The organism is Micromonospora sp. DT47, from assembly GCF_049844475.1.
In the GTDB taxonomy this organism is placed as follows: Bacteria; Actinomycetota; Actinomycetes; order Mycobacteriales; family Micromonosporaceae; genus Micromonospora.
Genome location: NZ_JBNCLC010000002.1, coordinates 270,349 through 287,780, shown reverse-complemented (window position 1 = coordinate 287,780; position 17,432 = coordinate 270,349). Strand labels below are relative to the sequence as shown.

Sequence of the window (17,432 nt, the reverse complement as noted above, 5' to 3'; positions counted from 1 at the left end):
CCTCAGCCGCGCTCGGAGATCTGCTGGACGCCCCAGGCGTTGCCGTCCGGGTCGGTGAAGAAGACGAACCCCACGTTGTCCAGCGGGTCGGGCACCGGGCGGGGGTTGCGCCCCAGCACCTGGATCTCGCTGACCTCGACGCCCCGCCCGACCAGCTCCGCCCGGGCCTTTTCCAGGTCGGGTACGACCAGCTGGAGGCCCTTGAGCGAACCCGGCGGCATGTCCGGCACGGCCCCGCGGCCGATCACGATCGAGCAGCCGGAGCCCGGGGGAGTGAGCTGCACGATCCGTACGTCGTCGCCGATCCGGGTGTCGTGGTCGACGTGGAAGCCGAGCTGGTCGGCGTAGAAGGCCTTGGCCCGGTCGATGTCGGAGACCGGCACGACGACCACTTCCAGAGTCCAGTTCACGGTGTCTCTCCCTGTGTCGTTGTTCTGCAGCATCGCGGCGAGCCGGTCGAAGGATTCGCCGACCCCCCGTGCCATCGGATAGCGGATAACGGTGTCGCGGCCCGCGCGGGTGGAATAGCGGAGGGTGCTGGTCACGGTGGTGTGCCCGTCCGCCTCGACGAACTCGTGGCTGACCAGCGTCTCGCCCGGGTAGGACTGGTCGTCGAAGAGCTCGGTGTAGACCAGCCGGCCGGGCGGGTCGATCACCCGGTAGACCCCGCCCTGGCCCATCCGCTGGCCGTCAGGCCCCGCCGAGACGAACCGCCAGCGTCCGCCCACCCGCAGGTCCACCTCGCACCCGACCAGGTGCCAGCCCCGGGCCCCGTACCACCGGGTGAGCAGGTCCGGACGGGTGAACGCGGCGAACACCAGGTGGCGGGGCGCGGCGAAGGCCCGGGTCAGCACGATGTCCCGTTCCGTGGGCGTGGTGACCGTCAGGCCCCCTGCCGTGGCGGTCATCGCCGCTCCTCTGTCGACAATTCGGCGAGCAACGCGTCGAGGCGCTGGTAGCTCTCCGCCCAGTAGTCGCGGTAGTTCGCCAGCCACTCGACGGCCTCCCGCAACGGACGCGCGTCGAGTCGACAGGGACGTCGTTGCGCGTCCCGGCTCCGGGTGACGAGGCCGGCGCGTTCCAGCACCCGCAGGTGCTTGGAGACGGCTGGCTGGCTCATGTGGAACGGGGCGGCCAGCTCGGTGACCGTGGCCTCTCCGGCCGCGAGCCGGGCCAGGATGGCCCGACGGGTGGGGTCGGCCAACGCGGCGAAGGTCGCGTCGAGCAGGTCGGACGTCACCTTATAACCTCCTGGTTTCATAACCAATAGGTTTATAGCCCGGGTGACGGTCCGGGGTCAAGGACCCACGCCGTGAAAGGGCCCCGGCGAACCGCCGGGGCCCTTTCACCGTCGCGCCGCTCAGCAGGCGTACGCCTCCAGGCGCTGCGCCCGCTCCGGGGCGCGCAGCTTGAGCAGCGTCACCTTCTCGATCTGCCGGATCCGCTCCCGGGACAGGCCGAACTCCTTGCCGACCTCGTCCAGGGTGCGCTGCCGGCCGTCGTCCAGCCCGAACCGGAGCCGGATCACCGCCTGCTCCCGCTGGGAGAGGGTGGAGAGCACGATCCGCACCTCGTTGCGCAGCTCGCCGTCGGCGGCGGCGTCGCCCGGCTGCTGGCGCGGGTCCACCGCGGCGACGAAGTCGCCGAGCGCGCTCTCGCCGTCCTCGCCGACGGCCTGGTCCAGGCTGACCGGCTCCCGGTCGTACGAGATCAGTTCGATGACCTGGAACTCGGGGATCTCCAGCGCGGTGGCCACCTCGCCGACGGTGGGCTCCCGACCCAGGGTGACCGACAGCTCCCGGCGGACCCGGACCATCCGGTTGACCTGCTCGACCATGTGCACCGGGATGCGGATGGTGCGGGCCTGGTCGGCCATCGCCCGGGTGATCGCCTGCCGGATCCACCAGGTGGCGTACGTGGAGAACTTGTAGCCCTTGGCGTAGTCGAATTTCTCCACCGCGCGGATCAGGCCCAGGTTGCCCTCCTGGATCAGGTCGAGGAAGGCCATCCCGCGGCCGGTGTAGCGCTTGGCGATGCTCACCACCAGCCGCAGATTCGCCTCCAGCAGGTGGTCCTTGGCGGCGCGGCCCTGCGCCACCACCAGTTCCAGGTCGGCCCGCAGCTCGGCGGAGACCGGGGTGCAGGTGGAGAGCTTCTCCTCGGCGAACAGTCCCGCCTCGATCCGCTTCGCCAGCTCCACCTCCTGCGCGGCGGTCAGCAGCTTCGTCCGGCCGATCCCGTTGAGGTACGCCCGGACCAGGTCGGTGGAGATCCCGCGCTCGTCGGTGGCGTCCAGATCGACCAGGATCCCGGCGCCGGGCTCGGCGTCGGTGGTGGCGGCCGGGCGCGTCTGGTGTTCGATCATCTGCAGGGCCATCTCAGTCTCTCCCCGTGTCCGCTTCTGTGCCGCGTACCGGCCCCAGTGGCGCCGGTGATGCACAGCTTCCCAACCGGGGCGTGAAACGGGAGTGAGGCGATCGGGGACCCGACAGGAATCCGATCGCGCCATCGTCCCGCCGTCGCTTGCCGAACCCGGTTACCGTGCCAGCGGTCGGCCACCGGGGCCGGCACCGGACAGGCAACGGAGGACGTGGTGGTCTTCAAGCGGCTCATGCAGGCGATGGGTGTCGGCGGTCCGTCGGTGGAAACCGTGCTGGCCAACCCGCACTGCCGTCCGGGCGGTCAGCTGGAGGGGCGGATCCAGGTGGCCGGCGGGGAACACCCGGTGGACATCTCCTATGTGGCGCTGGGTCTGGTCACCCGGGTCGAGGTGGAGAGCGCCGACTCCGAGTACGACACCAACCAGGAGTTCGGCCGCGGGCAGGTGACCGGCCCGTTCCGGCTGGAGCCGGGGCAGCGGTACGACGTCCCGTTCCGCTTCGACGTGCCCTGGGAGACCCCGCTGACCGACCTGTACGGGCAGCACCTGCACGGCATGACCATGGGGCTGCGTACCGAGCTGGAGGTGGCGCGGGCGGTCGACAAGGGCGACCTGGACGCGGTGGCGGTGCACCCGTTGCCGGCCCAGGAGCGGCTGCTGGAGGCGTTGCTGCGACTGGGCTTCCGGTTCGCCCGCGCCGACGTCGAGCGGGGCCACATCTACGGCGTACGGCAGAGCCTGCCGTTCTACCAGGAGATCGAGTTCCTCCCGGCGCCGCAGTACGCCCGGGCGATCAACCAGCTGGAGGTCACCTTCGTGACCGACCCGCAGCAGGTGCAGGTGGTGCTGGAGGTCGACAAGCGCGGCGGGCTCTTCACCGAGGGCCGGGACGCCTTCGGCCGCTTCACCGTGGACCACGCCACCGCCGACCGCACCGACTGGACCGCCCAGCTCGACGCCTGGCTCAACCAGTCCCTCCGCCGCCGCGGCCTCTTCTCCTGACCCACCCCCCACCCACCCACGGGGCCCCGCGTGGCCCGCGTCGATCATGAAGTTGGCGGCGAGTTCGATCTGCTTGAGTGTCGCCAACTTCATGATCAACGGGGAGGGGAGGGGTCAGAGGTCGAGGAGGATGGTGCGGGGGCCGGTGTTGACGCTCTCGACCAGCATGTGGGCGCGGAAGCGGCCGGTCTCGACCTTGGCGCCGCGCTCGCGGAGCGCCTCGACCACGGAGGTCACCAGGGGTTCGGCGACCTCGGCGGGGGCGGCGGCCGTCCAGCTGGGGCGTCTGCCCTTTCTCGCGTCGCCGTAGAGGGTGAACTGGCTGACCACCAGGACGGGGGCCCCGGTGTCGGCGGCGCTGCGCTCGTCGTCGAGGATCCGCAGTTCGTGGATCTTGCGGGCCATCGTCCGTGCCACCTCGGTGGTGTCGGCGTGGGTGACGCCGAGCAGCACCAGCAGGCCGTCGGCGATCTCGCCGACCACCTCGCCGTCGACCGTGACGCTGGCCCGGCCGACGGTCTGCACCACCGCCCGCATCAGCCGGCCACCTCCGCCCGGAACGTGACCGGCACGGGCCCCGCCGGCCCCATCACGCCTCCACCGGTTCGATGATGCCCCGCTCGACCAGGTGCGCCACGATCGGGCCGGCCGCGTCGGCCAGCTCGTCCGGGGTCACGTCGTGCGCGGCGCCGAGCAGGGCGAGCTGGTCGCGCAGCGGCAGCCGGCCGTCGGCGCCGCCGACCAGCGCCAGCACCAGCGGGTCGATCTCCTCGCTCCAGCGCAGCCCGTGCGGCATGGCGAGCACCTGCCGGTCCACCGCCCAGCCCTCCTCGCCCATGGTGGCCTCCTGCCGGAGCTGCAGGCCCGGAGCGGCCCGGTAGCGCTCGGCGAGCAGCACGTCGGTGTCGCGTACCCGGAGGAAGTCCTGGCGGTCGAACCAGGTGGCGACCCGGTCGCCCATCGGCGGCTCCACCCGCTGGCGCAGGTCCTCCACCCGGACCACCGGGTCGTCGTGGCCGGTCCGGCGCAGCGAGACGATGCCGAAGCCGATCGCCTCCACCTTGTGCGCGTCGAACCAGTCCAGCCAGGCGGCCATCCGCTGCGGGTCGGCCGCCTCTCCGACGTCGGTCAGCCACAGGTTCACGTACGCCATCGGGTCGGCGACCTCGCGCTGGATCACCCAGGCGTCGAGCCCGGTGCCGGCGAACCAGCCAGCCACCCGCTCGTCCCACTCCTCACCGGTGACGTGCACCCAGTTCGCCAGGTACTGCATGGTGCCGCCCTCGGTGAGCAGGCCCGGCGCGGCGGCGGCCAGCTCGGCGCCGATCGCGTCGCCGACCCGGCCGGAGTCCCGGTACACGTGCGTGGTGGTTCCCGGGCCGACCACGAACGGCGGGTTGCTCACCACCAGGTCGAAGCGGCGTCCGGCAACCGGCGCGACCATGTCGCCGCGCAGCAGCTCCCAGTCCTGGCCGTTGAGCGCCGCGGTGGTGGCCGCGAAGCGCAGCGCCCGCTCGGAGACGTCGGTGGCGGTGACCGAGCGAGCGTGGGTGGCCAGGTGCAGGGCCTGGACGCCGGAGCCGGTGCCCAGGTCCAGCGCGGTTTCCACCGGCCGGCGGACGGTCGCGCCGATCAGCGTCTGGGTGGCCCCGCCGATGCCGAGCACATGCTCGCTGTGCAGCGGCCGGCCGGGCCGGGCGCTGGCCGGGACGTCGGCGAGCACCCACCAGTCGTCCCCGTACGGCTCCAGGTCGACTCCGGCGCGCAGCCCGTCGCCGTGCCGTTCCACCAGCCCGCCCGCGAGGGCCTCCTCGACGCCGAGCGGGGCGAGCGCGGCGGCCACCGCCGCCTCGGACTCGGTCTGGTCGCAGATGAACACCCGGATCAGCGTGGCCAGCGGGTCGCGGTCCTCGGTGGCGCGTAGCGCGGCCCGGAAGTCGTTGCGGGCGGCCCCGCCGGTCGCCTGCGGGCCGAGCCGGCCGGCGATGCCGTTCGAGGTGAACCACGCCCTGGTCAGCGCGGTACGCAGCGCCTCGACGCCGGCGGGGGAGAGCAGCATGTCGTGTCGTTCCACGTCGCCATCCTGCCTCGCGCGCGTCGTGGTTCGGCCGCCACCCGCGACATCCATACCGCGAACTCAATTAATCCACTGCGCCGCACGTGGCGGGCGCGGCCGCGCTCGTGCTCTCGGCCAACCCGTCGTACTCGCCGTCCCAGGTGGCCAGCTACCTGACTGACGGCACGCTCCGGGCACGGACCGGTGTGGATCACGGGGGGCGGGGCGGGTCAGGCGACCGGGTGGACCGACCGGGGCGCCGGGTCGGCGATCGGGGACGGGGCCGGCTGGGCGGGCCAGGCGCGGGCCGGGCCGTCGACGCGTACCGCGACCTCGGCGCCGACCGGGGCGGGCTCGGACTCGTCCCAGACCCGGGCGGTGACCCGGGTGCCGTCGGCCAGCCGGAGGGCGACCAGCGCGTCGTGGCCGTGGAAGTCGTGCCGTAGCACCGTGGCGGTCACCGCGTCGGCACCCGAGGCGGGGGCCAGGCGCAGCTGCTCGGGCCGGACCAGCACGGTCACCGAGCCGTCGGCCGTGGCACCGGCGATCGGCAGGGTGCCGAGGGGCGTGCGTGCCGTCCCGGCCGAGGCGACCGCCGGCAGCAGCACCGCGTCACCGACGAACCCGGCCACCCACTGGTCGGCCGGCTCCCGGTAGAGCGTGGCCGGCGCGGCGCTCTGCACCACCCGGCCGGAGCGCAGCACCACCACCCGGTCCGCCACCGACAGCGCCTCGCCCTGGTCGTGGGTGACCAGCACGGCGGTCGCCCCGTCGGCCCGTAGCGCCTCCCGGATGTCGTGCCGCAGCCCGGCCCGCAGCCCGGCGTCGAGGGCGCTGAACGGCTCGTCCAGCAGCACCAGCGAGGGCCGCGGGGCCAGCGCCCGGGCGACCGCTACCCGCTGCTGCTGGCCGCCGGAGAGCTGGTGCGGCATCCGGTCGCCGTACCCGGCCAGCCCGACCAGGGTCAGCACCTCGTCGACCCGGTCGCCCCGGCGGTCGGCGCGGTCCAGGCCGTACCCGATGTTGGCGGCGACGGTGAGGTGCGGGAAGAGCGCGCCCTCCTGCGGCACCACGGCGATCCGGCGGCGGTGCGGAGGCAGGTGGCGGCCCGGGCCGGCCACCTCGCGCCCGTCCACCCGGATCGCGCCGGCGTCGAGCCGCTCGAACCCGGCCAGGCAGCGCAGCAGGGTGGTCTTGCCGCAGCCGGACGGGCCGAGCACGGCGGTCAGCGCGCCGGCCGGAACGGTCAGGTCCACCCCGTCCAGCGCGGTCACCGGGCCGTACCGCTTGACGACTCCGGTCAGCACGACCTCGCTCATCGGTCCTCCTTGTCGAGCAGGCCGCCCCGGGCGACCAGCCACCAGGTGGGCAGCGCCGAGATGACCACCAGCAGCGCGGCGTACGGGGCCGCGGCCGCGTACGCCCCGACCGAGGTCGCCGTCCACAACTCGGTGGCCAGGGTGTCGGTGCCGGTGGGGCGCAGCAGCAGGGTGGCCGGGAGTTCCTTCATGGCGGTGAGGAAGACCAGGGCTGCGCCCGCGCCGATGCCGGGCAGGGTGAGCGGCAGGGTGACCGTGCGCAGCACGGCCAGCGGCCCGCGACCCAGCGAGCGGGCCACCTCCTCCAGACCGGGCGGGGCCTGGGCGGCGGCCCCGGCCACCGCGCCGACGGCCAGCGGCAGGAAGAGCGTGGCGTAGGCGAGCGCCAGCAGCCAGGTGCTCTGGTAGAGCGGGTACGCCACGGTGATCCCGAAGAAGATCAGCGACAGCCCAATCACCACGCCGGGCAGGGCGTGCGCCAGATAGGCGAGCCGGTCCAGCAGGGTGGCCAGCGGCCCGGGGGCGCGGGCGGTGAGCAGCCCCAGCGGCAGGGCCAGCAGCATGGTCAGCGCGGCGCCGGCGAGCGACAGCCAGAGCGAGTTGCCGGCGGCGGTGGCCACCTCGGCCAGCGCGCCGGGACGGGACACCCCGCTGGCCAGCCGGCGGGCCAGGCTGACCGCCGGCACGCCGAGGGCCAGCGCGGCGAGGCCGAGCAGCGCCGTGAGGGCAGGCCAGCGGGCCGGGCCGAGCCGCACCCGGGCGGCCGGGCGGCGGGCGCCGCCGAGCCGGGCGTACCGGGCGCCGCGCCGGCGGGTGGCGGTCTCTCCGGCCAGCAGCAGCACGGTCAGCGCCACCAGCACACTGGAGAGGACCAGCGCACCGGTGCGGTCGAAGCCCAGGTCGAAGGCGACGAAGATGGCCCGGGTGAAGGTGTCCGCGCGCAGGATCGACACGGCGCCGAAGTCGGCCAGCACGTAGAGCGCGACGAGCAGCGCCCCGGCGGCGGTCGCCGGCCGGATCTGGCGCAGCGTCACGTCGGTGAAGGTGCGCCAGCCGCCCCGCCCCAACGACCGGGAGACCTCCTCCTGCGCCGGGTCCGCGCCGCGCAGCGCCGCCGCGACCGGCAGGAATACGTACGGGTACGAGCAGAGCGTCAGCACCAGCGCCGCTGGCCAGAAGCCCTCCAGCCGCTCGACGGTGGACACCCAGGCGAAGGCGGCGATGTAGGTGGGCACGGCCAGCGGCAGCGCGGCCAGCACCGCGAAGACCCGCCGGCCGGGCAGGTCGGTGCGGGTGACCAGCCACGCCGCGCCAACGCCGAGCACCACGCAGGCGGCGGTGACCACGGCGGCCAGCCCGAGGCTGCGCAGCGCCAGCAGCCCTACCCGCTCGGTCCAGAGTTCCGCCGCGATCCGGTCGGCGCCCGCCTCGGCGGTGCGTACCGCGAGGTAGACCAGCGGGATCAGGGCGACGGCGACCGCGGCGGTCGAGGCCGCGAGCAGCGCCGGGCGCGGCGCCAGCCGGCGCACCGATCCGGGTACGCCGAAACGGGCCGGCCCGGATCGGGCCGGCCCTGCGCCGGTGGTGGTGGTCGGGGCGGTCAGGGTACGAGCCCCGAGTCCTTGATCAGGGTGATCGTGGCGTCCAGGGTGTCCAGGTCGTTCAGGTCGATGTCCGGGGTGTCCAGCTCGGCCAGCGGCGGCACCCCGGCCGGCGCGGCGACCCCGGCCACCACCGGGTACTCGAAGGTCTGCTCGGCGAAGTACTTCTGCGACTCCGGGTTGAGCAGGAAGTCCACGAAGGCCGTGGTGTCCGGGTCCGCGGCGGAGCGCTTGAGCACGCCGACACCGGCGACGTTGACCAGGGCGCCGGTGTCGCCGCCGGGGAAGAAGTGCAGCTTGGCCTTGAGCGCGTCCGGGGTGGTGCCCTTCTCCTTGGCCACCTCGCCCAGGTAGTAGTGGTTGACCAGGCCGACCTGGATCTCGCCCTTGTCGACCTCCTCCACGATCTTGACGTTGTTGTCCCGGATCTGCGGCTCGTTGGCCTTGAGCCCGGCCAGGAAGTCCTTGGCCTTCTGGTCGCCGTGCTGCACCCGGATCGCGGTGACGAACGCCTGGAAGGAGGCGTTGGTCGGGGCGACGCCGATCTTGCCCTTCCACTTCGGGTCGGTCAGCGTGAAGACCGACGTCGGCAGCTCGGCGGCGGGCACGCTGTCGGCGTTGTACGCGAGCACCCGGGACCGGGCGCTGACCCCGACCCACTGGCCGTTGCCGGCCCGGTACCTCTGCGGCACCTTGTCCAGCGCGGCGGCGGGCAGCGGGGCGAACATGTCCCGCTTGGCGACCGCGCCGAGGGCGCCGGCGTCCTGGGCGAAGAACGCGTCCGCCGGGGACTTGCCGCCCTCCTCGACCAGCTGGGCGGCGAGCTGGGCGGTGGTGGCGTACCGGGTCTTGACGGTGATGCCGGTCTGCTGGCTGAACCTGTCGATCAGCGGCTTGACCAGGGCCTCGTTCCGGCCGCTGTAGACGGTGATGGTCTTGTCGCCGGGCTTGCCCGGGTCCGCGGCGTCACCCTCGCCGGAGCCGCACGCGACCAGGCCGAACGAGAGCAGGCCGGCGGCGGCGAGGGCCGCGAGGGATCTGCGGGCGGGAACGGGCACGGCGGCACTCCTTGTCGTCGGTCGACGGGCCGTCCGCCGATGAGGGTGAAGTTAGCACAGCCTAACCTCAGTGCGAACGCGAGGCTTGTGCCGGGGAGTCGGCACCGCCGGGCGCGGGCCGCCGGGGCAGGATGGTGGCATGACGCTGTCGCTGCCCATCGACCCCGAGGCCAACCGGCTGCTGGAGCGCAACCCGCTGGCCCTGCTGATCGGCATGGTGCTGGACCAGCAGATCCCGATGGAGAAGGCGTTCTCCTCGCCGTACGTGCTGACCCAGCGGCTGGGACACGAGCCGGACGCCCGGGAGCTGGCGGAGCACGACCCGGAGGCGCTGGTCGAGATCTTCGCCCGCCCGCCGGCCCTGCACCGGTTCCCGAAGGCGATGGCGGCCCGGGTCCAGGAGGTGTGCCGGGCGCTGGTCGACCGGTACGACGGTGACGCCGCGCGGCTCTGGTCCGACGCCACCGACGGCCGGGAACTGCTGCGCCGCGTCGCCGACCTGCCGGGCTTCGGCAAGCAGAAGGCCCAGATCTTCGTCGCCCTGCTCGGCAAGCGGTACGACGTGCGTCCGGAGGGCTGGCGGGAGGCGGCCGGCGGGTACGGCGAGGCGGACGCGTACCGGTCGGTGGCCGACATCACCGACCCGGAGTCGCTGCGTCGGGTCCGTGAGTACAAGCAGCAGATGAAGGCGGCGGCCAAGGCGGCGAAAGCCTGACGCCACCGCTCTCCTTGCGCGATCGTGAGTTCCTGAGGAGACGACGGCGGGCGGGGGATGGCGGACCAGCCGGGGGAGCAGTTCCTCCGCGGCGAGAAGACCTCGCCGCGGGCCACCTTCCTGGAACTCTTCTTCGACGTCGCCTTCGTCTTCGCGCTCACCCGGCTGTCGAACCGGCTGGTCGACGACTTCACGGTCCAGCGGAGGCTCTTCCTGCCCGAGGCGGGGCAGACGCTGCTGCTCCTGCTCGCTCTCTGGATGGTCTGGTCGCTGACCACCTGGACGACGAGCCGGTACGACCCCGATCAGCCGGCGCTCCAGCTGGTCGTGGCCGGCTCGATGTTCGGCAGCATGGTGATGGCGGTGTCGCTGCCGGAGGCGTTCGACACCCGGGGTCTCTCCTTCGCGATCGGCTTCGTCGCCGTCCAGGTGGGGCGTCCGCTCGTCCTCACCGTGGTGATGCGGCACCACCCGGAGCGGCACATCGCCGGCCGGATCCTCGCCTGGTCGCTGGTGTCGGCGGTGCCGTGGATCGCCGGAGGGCTTGCGGAGAACGACGCCCGAGGGGTGCTCTGGACCCTGGCGGTGCTCCTCGACTACGGCGCGGGCCGGCTGGGCTGGCCGTTGCCCGGACGCGGCCGATCACCCGCCTCCTCCTGGACGGTCACCCAAGAGCACCTGGCCGAGCGCTACCAGCAGTTCATCATCATCGCGCTGGGCGAGATGATCCTCATCAGCGGCTTCACCTTCAGCGGAAGCGAGTTCGCCGGCGCCCAGTGGGTGGCCTTCGCCATCACGTTCGCCACCACGGCGTTGCTCTGGCGCATCTACTTCTACCGGGCCGGCACGGTGCTGGGGGAGGCGGTGGCCGGGTCCGCGCAGCCCGGCCGGCTCGCCGAGTCGGCGACGTACACCCACCTGGTCATGGTGGCCGGCATCGTCGCCTCCGCCGTCGGCTACGAAATCGTCATCGCCCACCCCGGCGGGCACACCGACCCCGCCTGGCTCACCGTGATCATCGGCGGCCCCGCGCTCTTCGTGCTCGGTCGGGCGCGCTTCGAGTACGAGGTGTTCGGGCGGGTGTCCCGGTCCCGGCTGGTCGGCCTGGGTGTGCTGGTGGCGATGGCGCCGTTGATGACGCGGCTGCCCCCGCTCGCGGTCGCCGGGGCCACCTCGACGGTGGTGGCCGGAATCGCGCTGGCGGACGCGCGGCGGGCGCGGGGCCGGCCGCCGGAGCGGCCCTCGCCGCCGTCGCTGTGACGGGTGCTCAGGCGGCGGTCGGCCGGGAGAGCGACGCGAGGGCCCGCCGCACGTCGGCGAGGGAGACGGTGGCCGAGTCGTCCAGGTCGGCCAGGCCGGCCTCGATCCACTGCCGCATCAGCGTGGTGACGCCGATGCCGCGCGCCTCGGCCGCCGCCCGGACCCGCTCGTACGTCTCCAGCGGCAGGCGTACCGAGCGGCTGACCATGGGCACGTCGGTGTCGGGGGTGGGCAGCTCCAGCGGCTGACTCTCGTCGATCAGCTCGGCGAGCGCGTCGTCGCCGTGGAACCGCTTGGTGGCCTCGTTACGGTTCATCGCCGTCGCCTCCTCATCGGCGCGATCTCCGCACGGCCTCGTCGTAGCGCTTGGCCTCGACGTCGCTCAGCTCGCGGGCGGAGAGGATGTCCCAGTCGTTGTCGGTGCCGTCGGCCTCGGCGAGCAGCACGGCCAGCCGTCGGCCGCGGCGGTTCACCGCGTAGACGACCATCACGTCGTCGCCCAGGTGCCGGATCACCCGGCGGGTGCTGTGCAGGGCCTCCCAGACTTCCCCGGGCGTGACGTCGTAGACCCGCAGGTTGGCCAACGCCTCGTCGGTGAAGCTGAACCGGCTGCCCACGCCGGCAGCGTACCACGGATGTAACACGTCACCGGCGCGCGCGATTTTCACTGATCACGAACGGGGAGTGACAGGATGGGGGTAATCCCCTCGAGGAGGTCCATGGTGAAGCATCAGGCGTACCAGCCGATCCTGATCACCGACGCCTCGCGCAGCCAGGACGACCAACTCAGCAGCCGGCAGAAGCGCTACGTGCTGATGATGGGCATCCGGGTGGCGTGCGTGATCGTCGGTGCCGTCCTGGTCGGCACGAAGGCCCCCCTGCTCTGGCTCTGGCTGCCGCTGGTCGGGCTCGGCATGATCCTCATCCCCTGGCTGGCCGTGCTGCTGGCCAACGACCGCCCGCCGAAGGAGCAGCACCGGCTGGCCGGCAGGTTCCAGCCCCAGCACCGGGACGAGACCCCGCCGATGAGCCTCACCGCCGAGGAGCGGCCGCACAAGGTCATCGACGTCGAGCCCTGACCGACGTCCCCGTCGCCGGGGTCAGGCGGCGGGCCGGGCGCCGACCGTGGAGACGGCCAGGGCGCCCAGGTCGCCGGCCCGGGCCAGCGCCGCCCGTGGATCGGCGCCGCCGAGCCAGGCACTCAACAGCCCGGCCGCGAAGGCGTCCCCGGCGCCGGTGACGTCCACCACCGCGACCCGCCGGGCCGGGGCGACCCCGACCGTCGCGCTCCGGTCCACCCAGACCGCGCCCGCCTCGCCCCGCTTCACCACCACCCGCCGGGCCGAGGCCGACAGCGCCCGCGCCTGCGCCGCCGGGTCCAGCCCTCCGGCGAGCACCGCCGCCTCGTCCGCGTTGACCAGCAGCAGGTCGACGTCGCGTACCCAGGACAGGAACGCCGCCGCGCCGATCCGCCGCAGCGGCGCCGCGGAGGCCGCGTCGACGCTGGTGGTGAGCCCGCGCTCGCGGGCGACGGCCAACCCCCGCAGCCCGGCCGGTCGCGACGCGGCGTCCAGCAGGGGGTACGCGGACAGGTGCAGATGCGCCGCGTCGGGCGCCGCCGCCACGGCCCGCTCGACGTGCGCCGCGGTCAGCCGCAGGTTCGCGCCCCGTTCGGTGACCATCGTCCGCTCCGCGCCGGTGGCCAGCACGATCACCGTGCCGCTGGCGGCGTCCCCGTGCACCTCGACCGCGCAGTCCACCCCGGCGCGTTCCAGCTCGGCCACCCGGTCCCGGCCCGCGCCGTCGTCGCCGACCGCGCCGACCAGCGTCACCGGCACGTCCTGCGCGGCGAGCCAGGCCGCCGTGTTGGCCGCCTGGCCGCCGCCGCTCACCCGGATCGTCGCCGGGGTGTCCGAGCCGGGGGCAAGCGGTCCGGCCAGCATCGCCACCACGTCGGTGATCAGGTCGCCGACGACGACCACCCGGGACGGTCCGGTCATGCCGGTCGGTCGGCGGACCGGGCGGCGGCGACCGCGATCCGGGCGGCCAGGTCGGCGTTGCGCAGGATGATCCGCACGTTCACCGCCAGGCTGGCGCCCTCGGTGGCCGAGTGGAAGTGGGCCAGCAGGAACGGCGTCACCGCCTTGCCGGTCACCCCGTCCCGCTCCAGCAGCGCCAGGCCCTCGGCGAGGGTGCGGTCGTGCAGCGCCGGGTCGAGCTGCTCGTCGACCGGGAGCGGGTGGGCGACGATCAGCCCGCCCTGGTGCACGCCCTGCTGCTGCCGGGCGGCCAGCACGTCCGCCACCTGCTCCGGGGAGTCCACCGACCAGTCCAGGTCGAAGCCGGCGTCGCTGAGGTAGAAGCCGGGGAAGCGCCGGGTGCGGTAGCCGACCACGCCGACCCCGAGGGTCTCCAGCCGTTCGAGGGTGGCGCCCACGTCGAGGATCGACTTGACCCCGGCGCAGACCACCGCGATCGGCGTCCGGGCCAGGGTGACCAGGTCCGCCGACTCGTCGAAGGTCTGCGCGGCCTCCCGGTGCACCCCGCCCAGCCCGCCGGTGGCGAAGACGCCGATCCCGGCCGCGGTGGCGACCGCGCTGGTCGCGGCGACCGTGGTGGCGCCGTCCGCGCCGGTGGCGGCGGCGACGGCGAGGTCGCGTACGGAGAGCTTGGTCACTCCGTCGACGGTGGCCAGCCGGGTCAGCTCGGCATCGTCCAGGCCCACCACCAGCTCGCCGCCGACCACCCCGATCGTGGCGGGGACGGCGCCGGCGTCCCGTACCGCCCGCTCGATCTCGCGGGCCACCCGGAGGTTGTCCGGCCGGGGCAGGCCGTGCGAGACGATGGTGCTCTCCAGGGCGACGACGGGTCGGCCGTCGCGCAGGGCGTCGGCGACCTCGGCGCCGTGACGGATGTGAAAGTTGGTCACCTCCGTTACCGTACGGGCCGCCGTCGGGTGGGCTGCGGTGGACTGGCCCCCACCGACCTGCCAAACTGGAAAGTTGGAGGTGTATGCAGTGAACACAGAGGTTCTCGAGCGTCCGGAGCTGAAGGACGCCGACACCGGTCCCGAGATGTTCCACTACGTCCGCAAGGAGAAGATCGCCGAGAGTGCCGTCATGGGCACCTTCGTCGTGGCGCTCTGCGGCGAGACGTTCCCGGTGACCAAGGCGGCCAAGCCCGGCTCGCCGGTCTGCCCGAAGTGCAAGGAGATCTACGACGCGTACCGCGAGTGATCCGGGGCGGCCACCCCGGCCGCCCACGTAACCTTCGGCGGTGTGACCACCTCCACCGCCCTGCTCTTCGCCGATCTGACCGGAGTGGCCGTCTTCGCCGCCTCCGGGGCCTCCGCGGCGGTGGCCAAACGGCTCGACATCTTCGGCGTCGTCTTCGTCGGCTTCGTGGCCGCGCTGGGCGGCGGGATCTTCCGGGACCTGGTGATCGACGAGGTGCCGCCGCTGGCCTTCGCCGACTGGCGGTACGCCAGCACCGCCGCGGTCACCGCCGCCGCCTGCTTCTGGCTGCATCCCCAGCTCGCCCGGCTGCGCACCACCGTGCTGGTGCTGGACGCGGCCGGCCTGGGCCTGTTCACCGTCACCGGCACGCTCAAGGCGCTCGACGCCCGGGTGCCGCCGGTCGGCGCGATCGTGATCGGCATGCTCACCGCGATCGGTGGCGGGCTCGGCCGGGACCTGCTCACCGCCGAGATCCCGGTGGTGCTGCGCCGAGAGATCTACGCGGTGGCCGCGCTCGTCGGGGCGGTCGGCGTGACCCTGCTGGACGCCGTCGGGTACGCCCGGGCGCTGCCGCTGACCGGCGCGGCGCTGCTGGTCTTCGTACTCCGGCTGGTGGCGTTGCGACGGCGCTGGTCGGCCCCCGTGGCGACGCTGCGGCCCCCGACGACCGGGGTCCGCGGCCCCCAGGGCTGACCGGTCCCGCCCGCCGGCCGCTGGCCGTGCCCGTCCGCCGGTGGTGCCGCGACACGGCGCAAAACGCGCGACGGGGTGGGCGGGCGGGGGTGGCGGATGTGACCAGCGTGGCGTCGAGTGGGGAGACCGGCCCCCGCTGGTTATGCTGAGCCGGCCTTCGCGGCATCTTCTGCGCGGAGGCGTTTTCATGGGCGGCGGTACCCGTGGCCCTCGGCCCGGTTCCGCCATCGTGCAGTCGGAGAGGAGCTTCGCGTGGCAGCCCGGACGCCGACGCTCGAGACGTTCCCGCCCCTGCGGGCCTGGCAACGCAAGGCGCTGGTGGAGTACCTGCGCCGCCGGACCGACGACTTCACCGCGGTCGCCACGCCGGGCGCGGGCAAGACGACCTTCGCGCTGCGGATCGCCGCCGAACTGCTGGCCGACGGCACCGTCGAGGCCGTCACCGTGGTGGCGCCGACCGAGCACCTGAAGACCCAGTGGGCGGGCGCCGCGGCCCGGGTCGGCATCCAGCTGGACGCCGCGTTCCGCAACGCCGACCTGCACTCCTCCGCCGACTTCCACGGCGCGGTCGTCACCTACGCGCAGGTCGGCATGGCGCCGCAGGTGCACCGGCGGCGCACCATGACCCGGCGCACCCTGGTCATCCTCGACGAGATCCACCACGCCGGCGACTCCCGCACCTGGGGCGACGGGGTCAAGGCGGCCTTCGAGCCCGCGGTACGCCGGCTGATGCTCACCGGTACGCCGTTCCGCTCCGACGACAACCCGATCCCGTTCGTCAGCTACGAGCGGGGCGGCGACGGCCTGCTGCGGTCCCGCGCCGACTCGGTCTACGGCTACTCCGAAGCGCTGCGTGAAGGCGTCGTCCGGCCGGTGCTCTTCCTGGCGTACTCCGGGGAGACCCGGTGGCGGACCAACGCCGGCGACGAGCTGGCGGCACGGCTGGGCGAGCCGATGACCCAGGACCTGATCGCGCAGGCCTGGCGTACCGCCCTGGACCCGGCCGGCGACTGGATGCCGCAGGTGCTGCGGGCCGCCGACGCCCGGCTGACCGTGCTGCGCAACGCCGGGATGGCCGACGCCGGCGGGCTGGTGATCGCCAGCGACCAGCAGAGCGCCCGCTCGTACGCCAGGCTGATCGAGCAGGTGACCGGGGAGAAGGCCGGGGTGGTGCTCTCCGACGACGTGGGCGCCTCCGCCCGGATCGCGACGTTCGCGGCGTCCGAGCAGCGGTGGCTGGTCGCGGTGCGGATGGTCTCCGAGGGCGTCGACATCCCCCGGCTGGCCGTCGGGGTCTACGCCACCAGCGCCAGCACCCCGCTCTACTTCGCCCAGGCGATCGGGCGGTTCGTCCGGGCCCGCCGCCCGGGGGAGACCGCCTCGGTCTTCCTGCCCAGCGTGCCGCACCTGCTCGGGCTGGCCAGCGAGATGGAGGCCGAGCGGGACCACGTGCTCGGCAAGCCCAAGGACAAAGAGGGCTTCGACGACGACCTGCTGGAGCGTGCCCAGCGCGACGACCAGGCCTGCGGCGAGCTGGAGAAGCGCTTCACGGCGCTCTCCGCCACCGCCGAGCTGGACCAGCTCATCTTCGACGGCACCTCCTTCGGCACCGCCGCCCAGTCCGGCACCCCGGAGGAGGAGGAATACCTCGGTCTGCCCGGTCTGCTCACCGCGGACCAGGTCTCCCTGCTGCTCACCAGGCGGCAGGCCGAACAGCTCGCCACCCAGCGCCGCCGAGCGGCCACCCGGGCCGCTGAGCCGGCCGCTGAGGCCCCGGCGGCGCCGATGAACGCGGGCCAGCGGCGGGTGGCGCTGCGCCGCCAGCTGAACGCCCTGGTGGCCGCCCGGCACCACCGCACCGGCCAACCGCACGGCAAGATCCACGCCGAGCTGCGCCGGCTCTGCGGCGGCCCGCCGAGCGCCCAGGCCACCATCGAGCAGCTCGAAGAGCGCATCGCCACCGTCCAGACCCTCTGACCAGGCCGCCCCACCGGCCCCAGCCCTGACGGAGGCGTCGCCCTGGATGGGCGAGGTCGTGCTCGATCCAGGATGTTGTGTGGCCTCGGTGCCGAGTGCGGGTGTCGGGGATGCGGAAAGCCGACCGGAGGCACC

19 protein-coding genes and 2 pseudogenes are annotated in these 17,432 nt (G+C 73.7%); 8 read left to right on the top strand and 13 right to left on the bottom strand.

Annotated elements, in window-relative coordinates:
* Nucleotides 1-2 precede the first annotated feature (2 nt).
* The 4 genes and pseudogenes from ACLQ2U_RS03970 to sigB form a co-directional block, all read right to left on the bottom strand.
* A complete protein-coding gene (locus ACLQ2U_RS03970) occupies nt 3-410 on the bottom strand; it encodes a VOC family protein (protein WP_425749334.1) in 408 nt (135 codons plus the stop codon).
* A gap of 27 nt (nt 411-437) precedes the next feature.
* Nucleotides 438-908: pseudogene (locus ACLQ2U_RS03965) on the bottom strand (SRPBCC family protein); the annotation flags it as partial.
* On the bottom strand, nt 905-1,261 hold the full coding sequence (locus ACLQ2U_RS03960; protein WP_425749138.1) for an ArsR/SmtB family transcription factor: 357 nt from the start codon (nt 1,259-1,261) through the stop codon (nt 905-907). The pseudogene ACLQ2U_RS03965 and the gene ACLQ2U_RS03960, both read right to left, overlap by 4 nt.
* Nucleotides 1,262-1,360: 99 nt before the next feature.
* Complete coding sequence (gene sigB, locus ACLQ2U_RS03955) at nt 1,361-2,377, bottom strand: RNA polymerase sigma factor SigB (protein WP_425749137.1); 1,017 nt, start codon at nt 2,375-2,377, stop codon at nt 1,361-1,363.
* A 216-nt stretch (nt 2,378-2,593) separates the two neighbouring features.
* Between sigB and ACLQ2U_RS03950 the strand changes: the two genes are divergently transcribed.
* Complete coding sequence (locus ACLQ2U_RS03950) at nt 2,594-3,382, top strand: sporulation protein (RefSeq protein WP_425749136.1); 789 nt, start codon at nt 2,594-2,596, stop codon at nt 3,380-3,382.
* 114 nt (nt 3,383-3,496) lie between these two features.
* Here the strand turns inward: ACLQ2U_RS03950 and dtd are convergent, their stop codons facing one another.
* Together dtd and ACLQ2U_RS03940 are read right to left on the bottom strand one after the other, a co-directional pair.
* Complete coding sequence (gene dtd / locus ACLQ2U_RS03945) at nt 3,497-3,919, bottom strand: D-aminoacyl-tRNA deacylase (protein ID WP_425749135.1); 423 nt, start codon at nt 3,917-3,919, stop codon at nt 3,497-3,499.
* Between the two features lie 52 nt (nt 3,920-3,971).
* Nucleotides 3,972-5,456 (bottom strand): DUF7059 domain-containing protein, encoded by a 1,485-nt coding sequence (locus tag ACLQ2U_RS03940; RefSeq protein ID WP_425749134.1) that lies wholly within the window; start codon nt 5,454-5,456, stop codon nt 3,972-3,974.
* A gap of 86 nt (nt 5,457-5,542) precedes the next feature.
* Between ACLQ2U_RS03940 and ACLQ2U_RS03935 the strand changes: the two are divergent.
* Nucleotides 5,543-5,614: pseudogene (locus ACLQ2U_RS03935) on the top strand (hypothetical protein); the annotation flags it as partial.
* 54 nt (nt 5,615-5,668) lie between these two features.
* Here ACLQ2U_RS03935 and ACLQ2U_RS03930 read toward each other — a convergent pair.
* The 3 genes from ACLQ2U_RS03930 to ACLQ2U_RS03920 all read right to left on the bottom strand — a co-directional run bounded on the left by ACLQ2U_RS03930 (nt 5,669) and on the right by ACLQ2U_RS03920 (nt 9,416).
* On the bottom strand, nt 5,669-6,757 hold the full coding sequence (locus tag ACLQ2U_RS03930) for an ABC transporter ATP-binding protein (RefSeq protein ID WP_425749133.1): 1,089 nt from the start codon (nt 6,755-6,757) through the stop codon (nt 5,669-5,671).
* On the bottom strand, nt 6,754-8,286 hold the full coding sequence (locus tag ACLQ2U_RS03925) for an ABC transporter permease (RefSeq protein WP_425749132.1): 1,533 nt from the start codon (nt 8,284-8,286) through the stop codon (nt 6,754-6,756). The genes ACLQ2U_RS03930 and ACLQ2U_RS03925 overlap by 4 nt, the downstream gene beginning before the upstream one ends.
* Before the next feature lie 71 nt (nt 8,287-8,357).
* Nucleotides 8,358-9,416 (bottom strand): iron ABC transporter substrate-binding protein, encoded by a 1,059-nt coding sequence (locus ACLQ2U_RS03920; RefSeq protein WP_425749131.1) that lies wholly within the window; start codon nt 9,414-9,416, stop codon nt 8,358-8,360.
* 139 nt (nt 9,417-9,555) lie between these two features.
* On the opposite strand from ACLQ2U_RS03920, the gene ACLQ2U_RS03915 reads away from it, so the two are divergent.
* Nucleotides 9,556-10,131, top strand: a complete 576-nt coding sequence (locus ACLQ2U_RS03915) for an HhH-GPD-type base excision DNA repair protein (RefSeq protein WP_425749130.1) — start codon at nt 9,556-9,558, stop codon at nt 10,129-10,131.
* 57 nt (nt 10,132-10,188) lie between these two features.
* Nucleotides 10,189-11,391 carry a low temperature requirement protein A gene (locus ACLQ2U_RS03910; RefSeq protein ID WP_425749129.1) on the top strand — a complete coding sequence of 401 codons (1,203 nt, stop codon included), beginning with the start codon at nt 10,189-10,191 and terminating at the stop codon, nt 11,389-11,391.
* 7 nt (nt 11,392-11,398) lie between these two features.
* On the opposite strand, the gene ACLQ2U_RS03905 is transcribed toward ACLQ2U_RS03910, so the two are convergent.
* Together ACLQ2U_RS03905 and ACLQ2U_RS03900 are read right to left on the bottom strand one after the other, a co-directional pair.
* Nucleotides 11,399-11,707 (bottom strand): hypothetical protein, encoded by a 309-nt coding sequence (locus tag ACLQ2U_RS03905; protein WP_425749128.1) that lies wholly within the window; start codon nt 11,705-11,707, stop codon nt 11,399-11,401.
* A gap of 13 nt (nt 11,708-11,720) precedes the next feature.
* Nucleotides 11,721-12,008 carry a hypothetical protein gene (locus ACLQ2U_RS03900; RefSeq protein WP_425749127.1) on the bottom strand — a complete coding sequence of 96 codons (288 nt, stop codon included), beginning with the start codon at nt 12,006-12,008 and terminating at the stop codon, nt 11,721-11,723.
* Nucleotides 12,009-12,110: 102 nt separating this feature from the next.
* Between ACLQ2U_RS03900 and ACLQ2U_RS03895 the strand changes: the two genes are divergently transcribed.
* Nucleotides 12,111-12,470, top strand: a complete 360-nt coding sequence (locus tag ACLQ2U_RS03895; protein WP_425749126.1) for a DUF3099 domain-containing protein — start codon at nt 12,111-12,113, stop codon at nt 12,468-12,470.
* 21 nt (nt 12,471-12,491) lie between these two features.
* Here the strand turns inward: ACLQ2U_RS03895 and ACLQ2U_RS03890 are convergent, their stop codons facing one another.
* Both ACLQ2U_RS03890 and ACLQ2U_RS03885 read right to left on the bottom strand, forming a co-directional pair.
* Complete coding sequence (locus ACLQ2U_RS03890; protein WP_425749125.1) at nt 12,492-13,391, bottom strand: carbohydrate kinase family protein; 900 nt, start codon at nt 13,389-13,391, stop codon at nt 12,492-12,494.
* The gene (locus tag ACLQ2U_RS03885; protein ID WP_425749124.1) at nt 13,388-14,320 is read right to left on the bottom strand and encodes a pseudouridine-5'-phosphate glycosidase; all 933 of its coding nucleotides are present in this window, start codon (nt 14,318-14,320) and stop codon (nt 13,388-13,390) included. Before ACLQ2U_RS03885 ends, ACLQ2U_RS03890 begins: the two co-directional genes overlap by 4 nt.
* 88 nt (nt 14,321-14,408) lie before the next feature.
* Here ACLQ2U_RS03885 and ACLQ2U_RS03880 point away from each other — a divergent pair, with 88 nt between their 5' ends.
* The 3 genes from ACLQ2U_RS03880 (at nt 14,409) to ACLQ2U_RS03870 (ending at nt 17,297) form a co-directional block, all read left to right on the top strand.
* Nucleotides 14,409-14,627: a DUF3039 domain-containing protein gene (locus tag ACLQ2U_RS03880; protein ID WP_425749123.1), complete on the top strand. Its 219-nt coding sequence runs from the start codon at nt 14,409-14,411 to the stop codon at nt 14,625-14,627.
* 42 nt (nt 14,628-14,669) lie between these two features.
* Entirely contained in the window at nt 14,670-15,320 is a 651-nt protein-coding gene (locus ACLQ2U_RS03875; RefSeq protein ID WP_425749122.1) for a trimeric intracellular cation channel family protein, read from the top strand.
* Nucleotides 15,321-15,572: 252 nt separating this feature from the next.
* Nucleotides 15,573-17,297, top strand: a complete 1,725-nt coding sequence (locus ACLQ2U_RS03870; RefSeq protein WP_425749121.1) for a DEAD/DEAH box helicase — start codon at nt 15,573-15,575, stop codon at nt 17,295-17,297.
* Nucleotides 17,298-17,432 lie beyond the last annotated feature (135 nt).

What these genes read in the sequence shown, in the direction of transcription:
- ACLQ2U_RS03960 (WP_425749138.1), bottom strand. Translation starts at nt 1,261, where the DNA reads ATGAAACCAGGAGGTTATAAGGTGACGTCCGACCTGCTCGACGCGACC.
- sigB (WP_425749137.1), bottom strand. Translation starts at nt 2,377, where the DNA reads ATGGCCCTGCAGATGATCGAACACCAGACGCGCCCGGCCGCCACCACC.
- dtd (WP_425749135.1), bottom strand. Translation starts at nt 3,919, where the DNA reads ATGCGGGCGGTGGTGCAGACCGTCGGCCGGGCCAGCGTCACGGTCGAC.
- ACLQ2U_RS03930 (WP_425749133.1), bottom strand. Translation starts at nt 6,757, where the DNA reads ATGAGCGAGGTCGTGCTGACCGGAGTCGTCAAGCGGTACGGCCCGGTG.
- ACLQ2U_RS03915 (WP_425749130.1), top strand. Translation starts at nt 9,556, where the DNA reads ATGACGCTGTCGCTGCCCATCGACCCCGAGGCCAACCGGCTGCTGGAG.
- ACLQ2U_RS03910 (WP_425749129.1), top strand. Translation starts at nt 10,189, where the DNA reads ATGGCGGACCAGCCGGGGGAGCAGTTCCTCCGCGGCGAGAAGACCTCG.
- ACLQ2U_RS03905 (WP_425749128.1), bottom strand. Translation starts at nt 11,707, where the DNA reads ATGAACCGTAACGAGGCCACCAAGCGGTTCCACGGCGACGACGCGCTC.
- ACLQ2U_RS03895 (WP_425749126.1), top strand. Translation starts at nt 12,111, where the DNA reads ATGGTGAAGCATCAGGCGTACCAGCCGATCCTGATCACCGACGCCTCG.
- ACLQ2U_RS03890 (WP_425749125.1), bottom strand. Translation starts at nt 13,391, where the DNA reads ATGACCGGACCGTCCCGGGTGGTCGTCGTCGGCGACCTGATCACCGAC.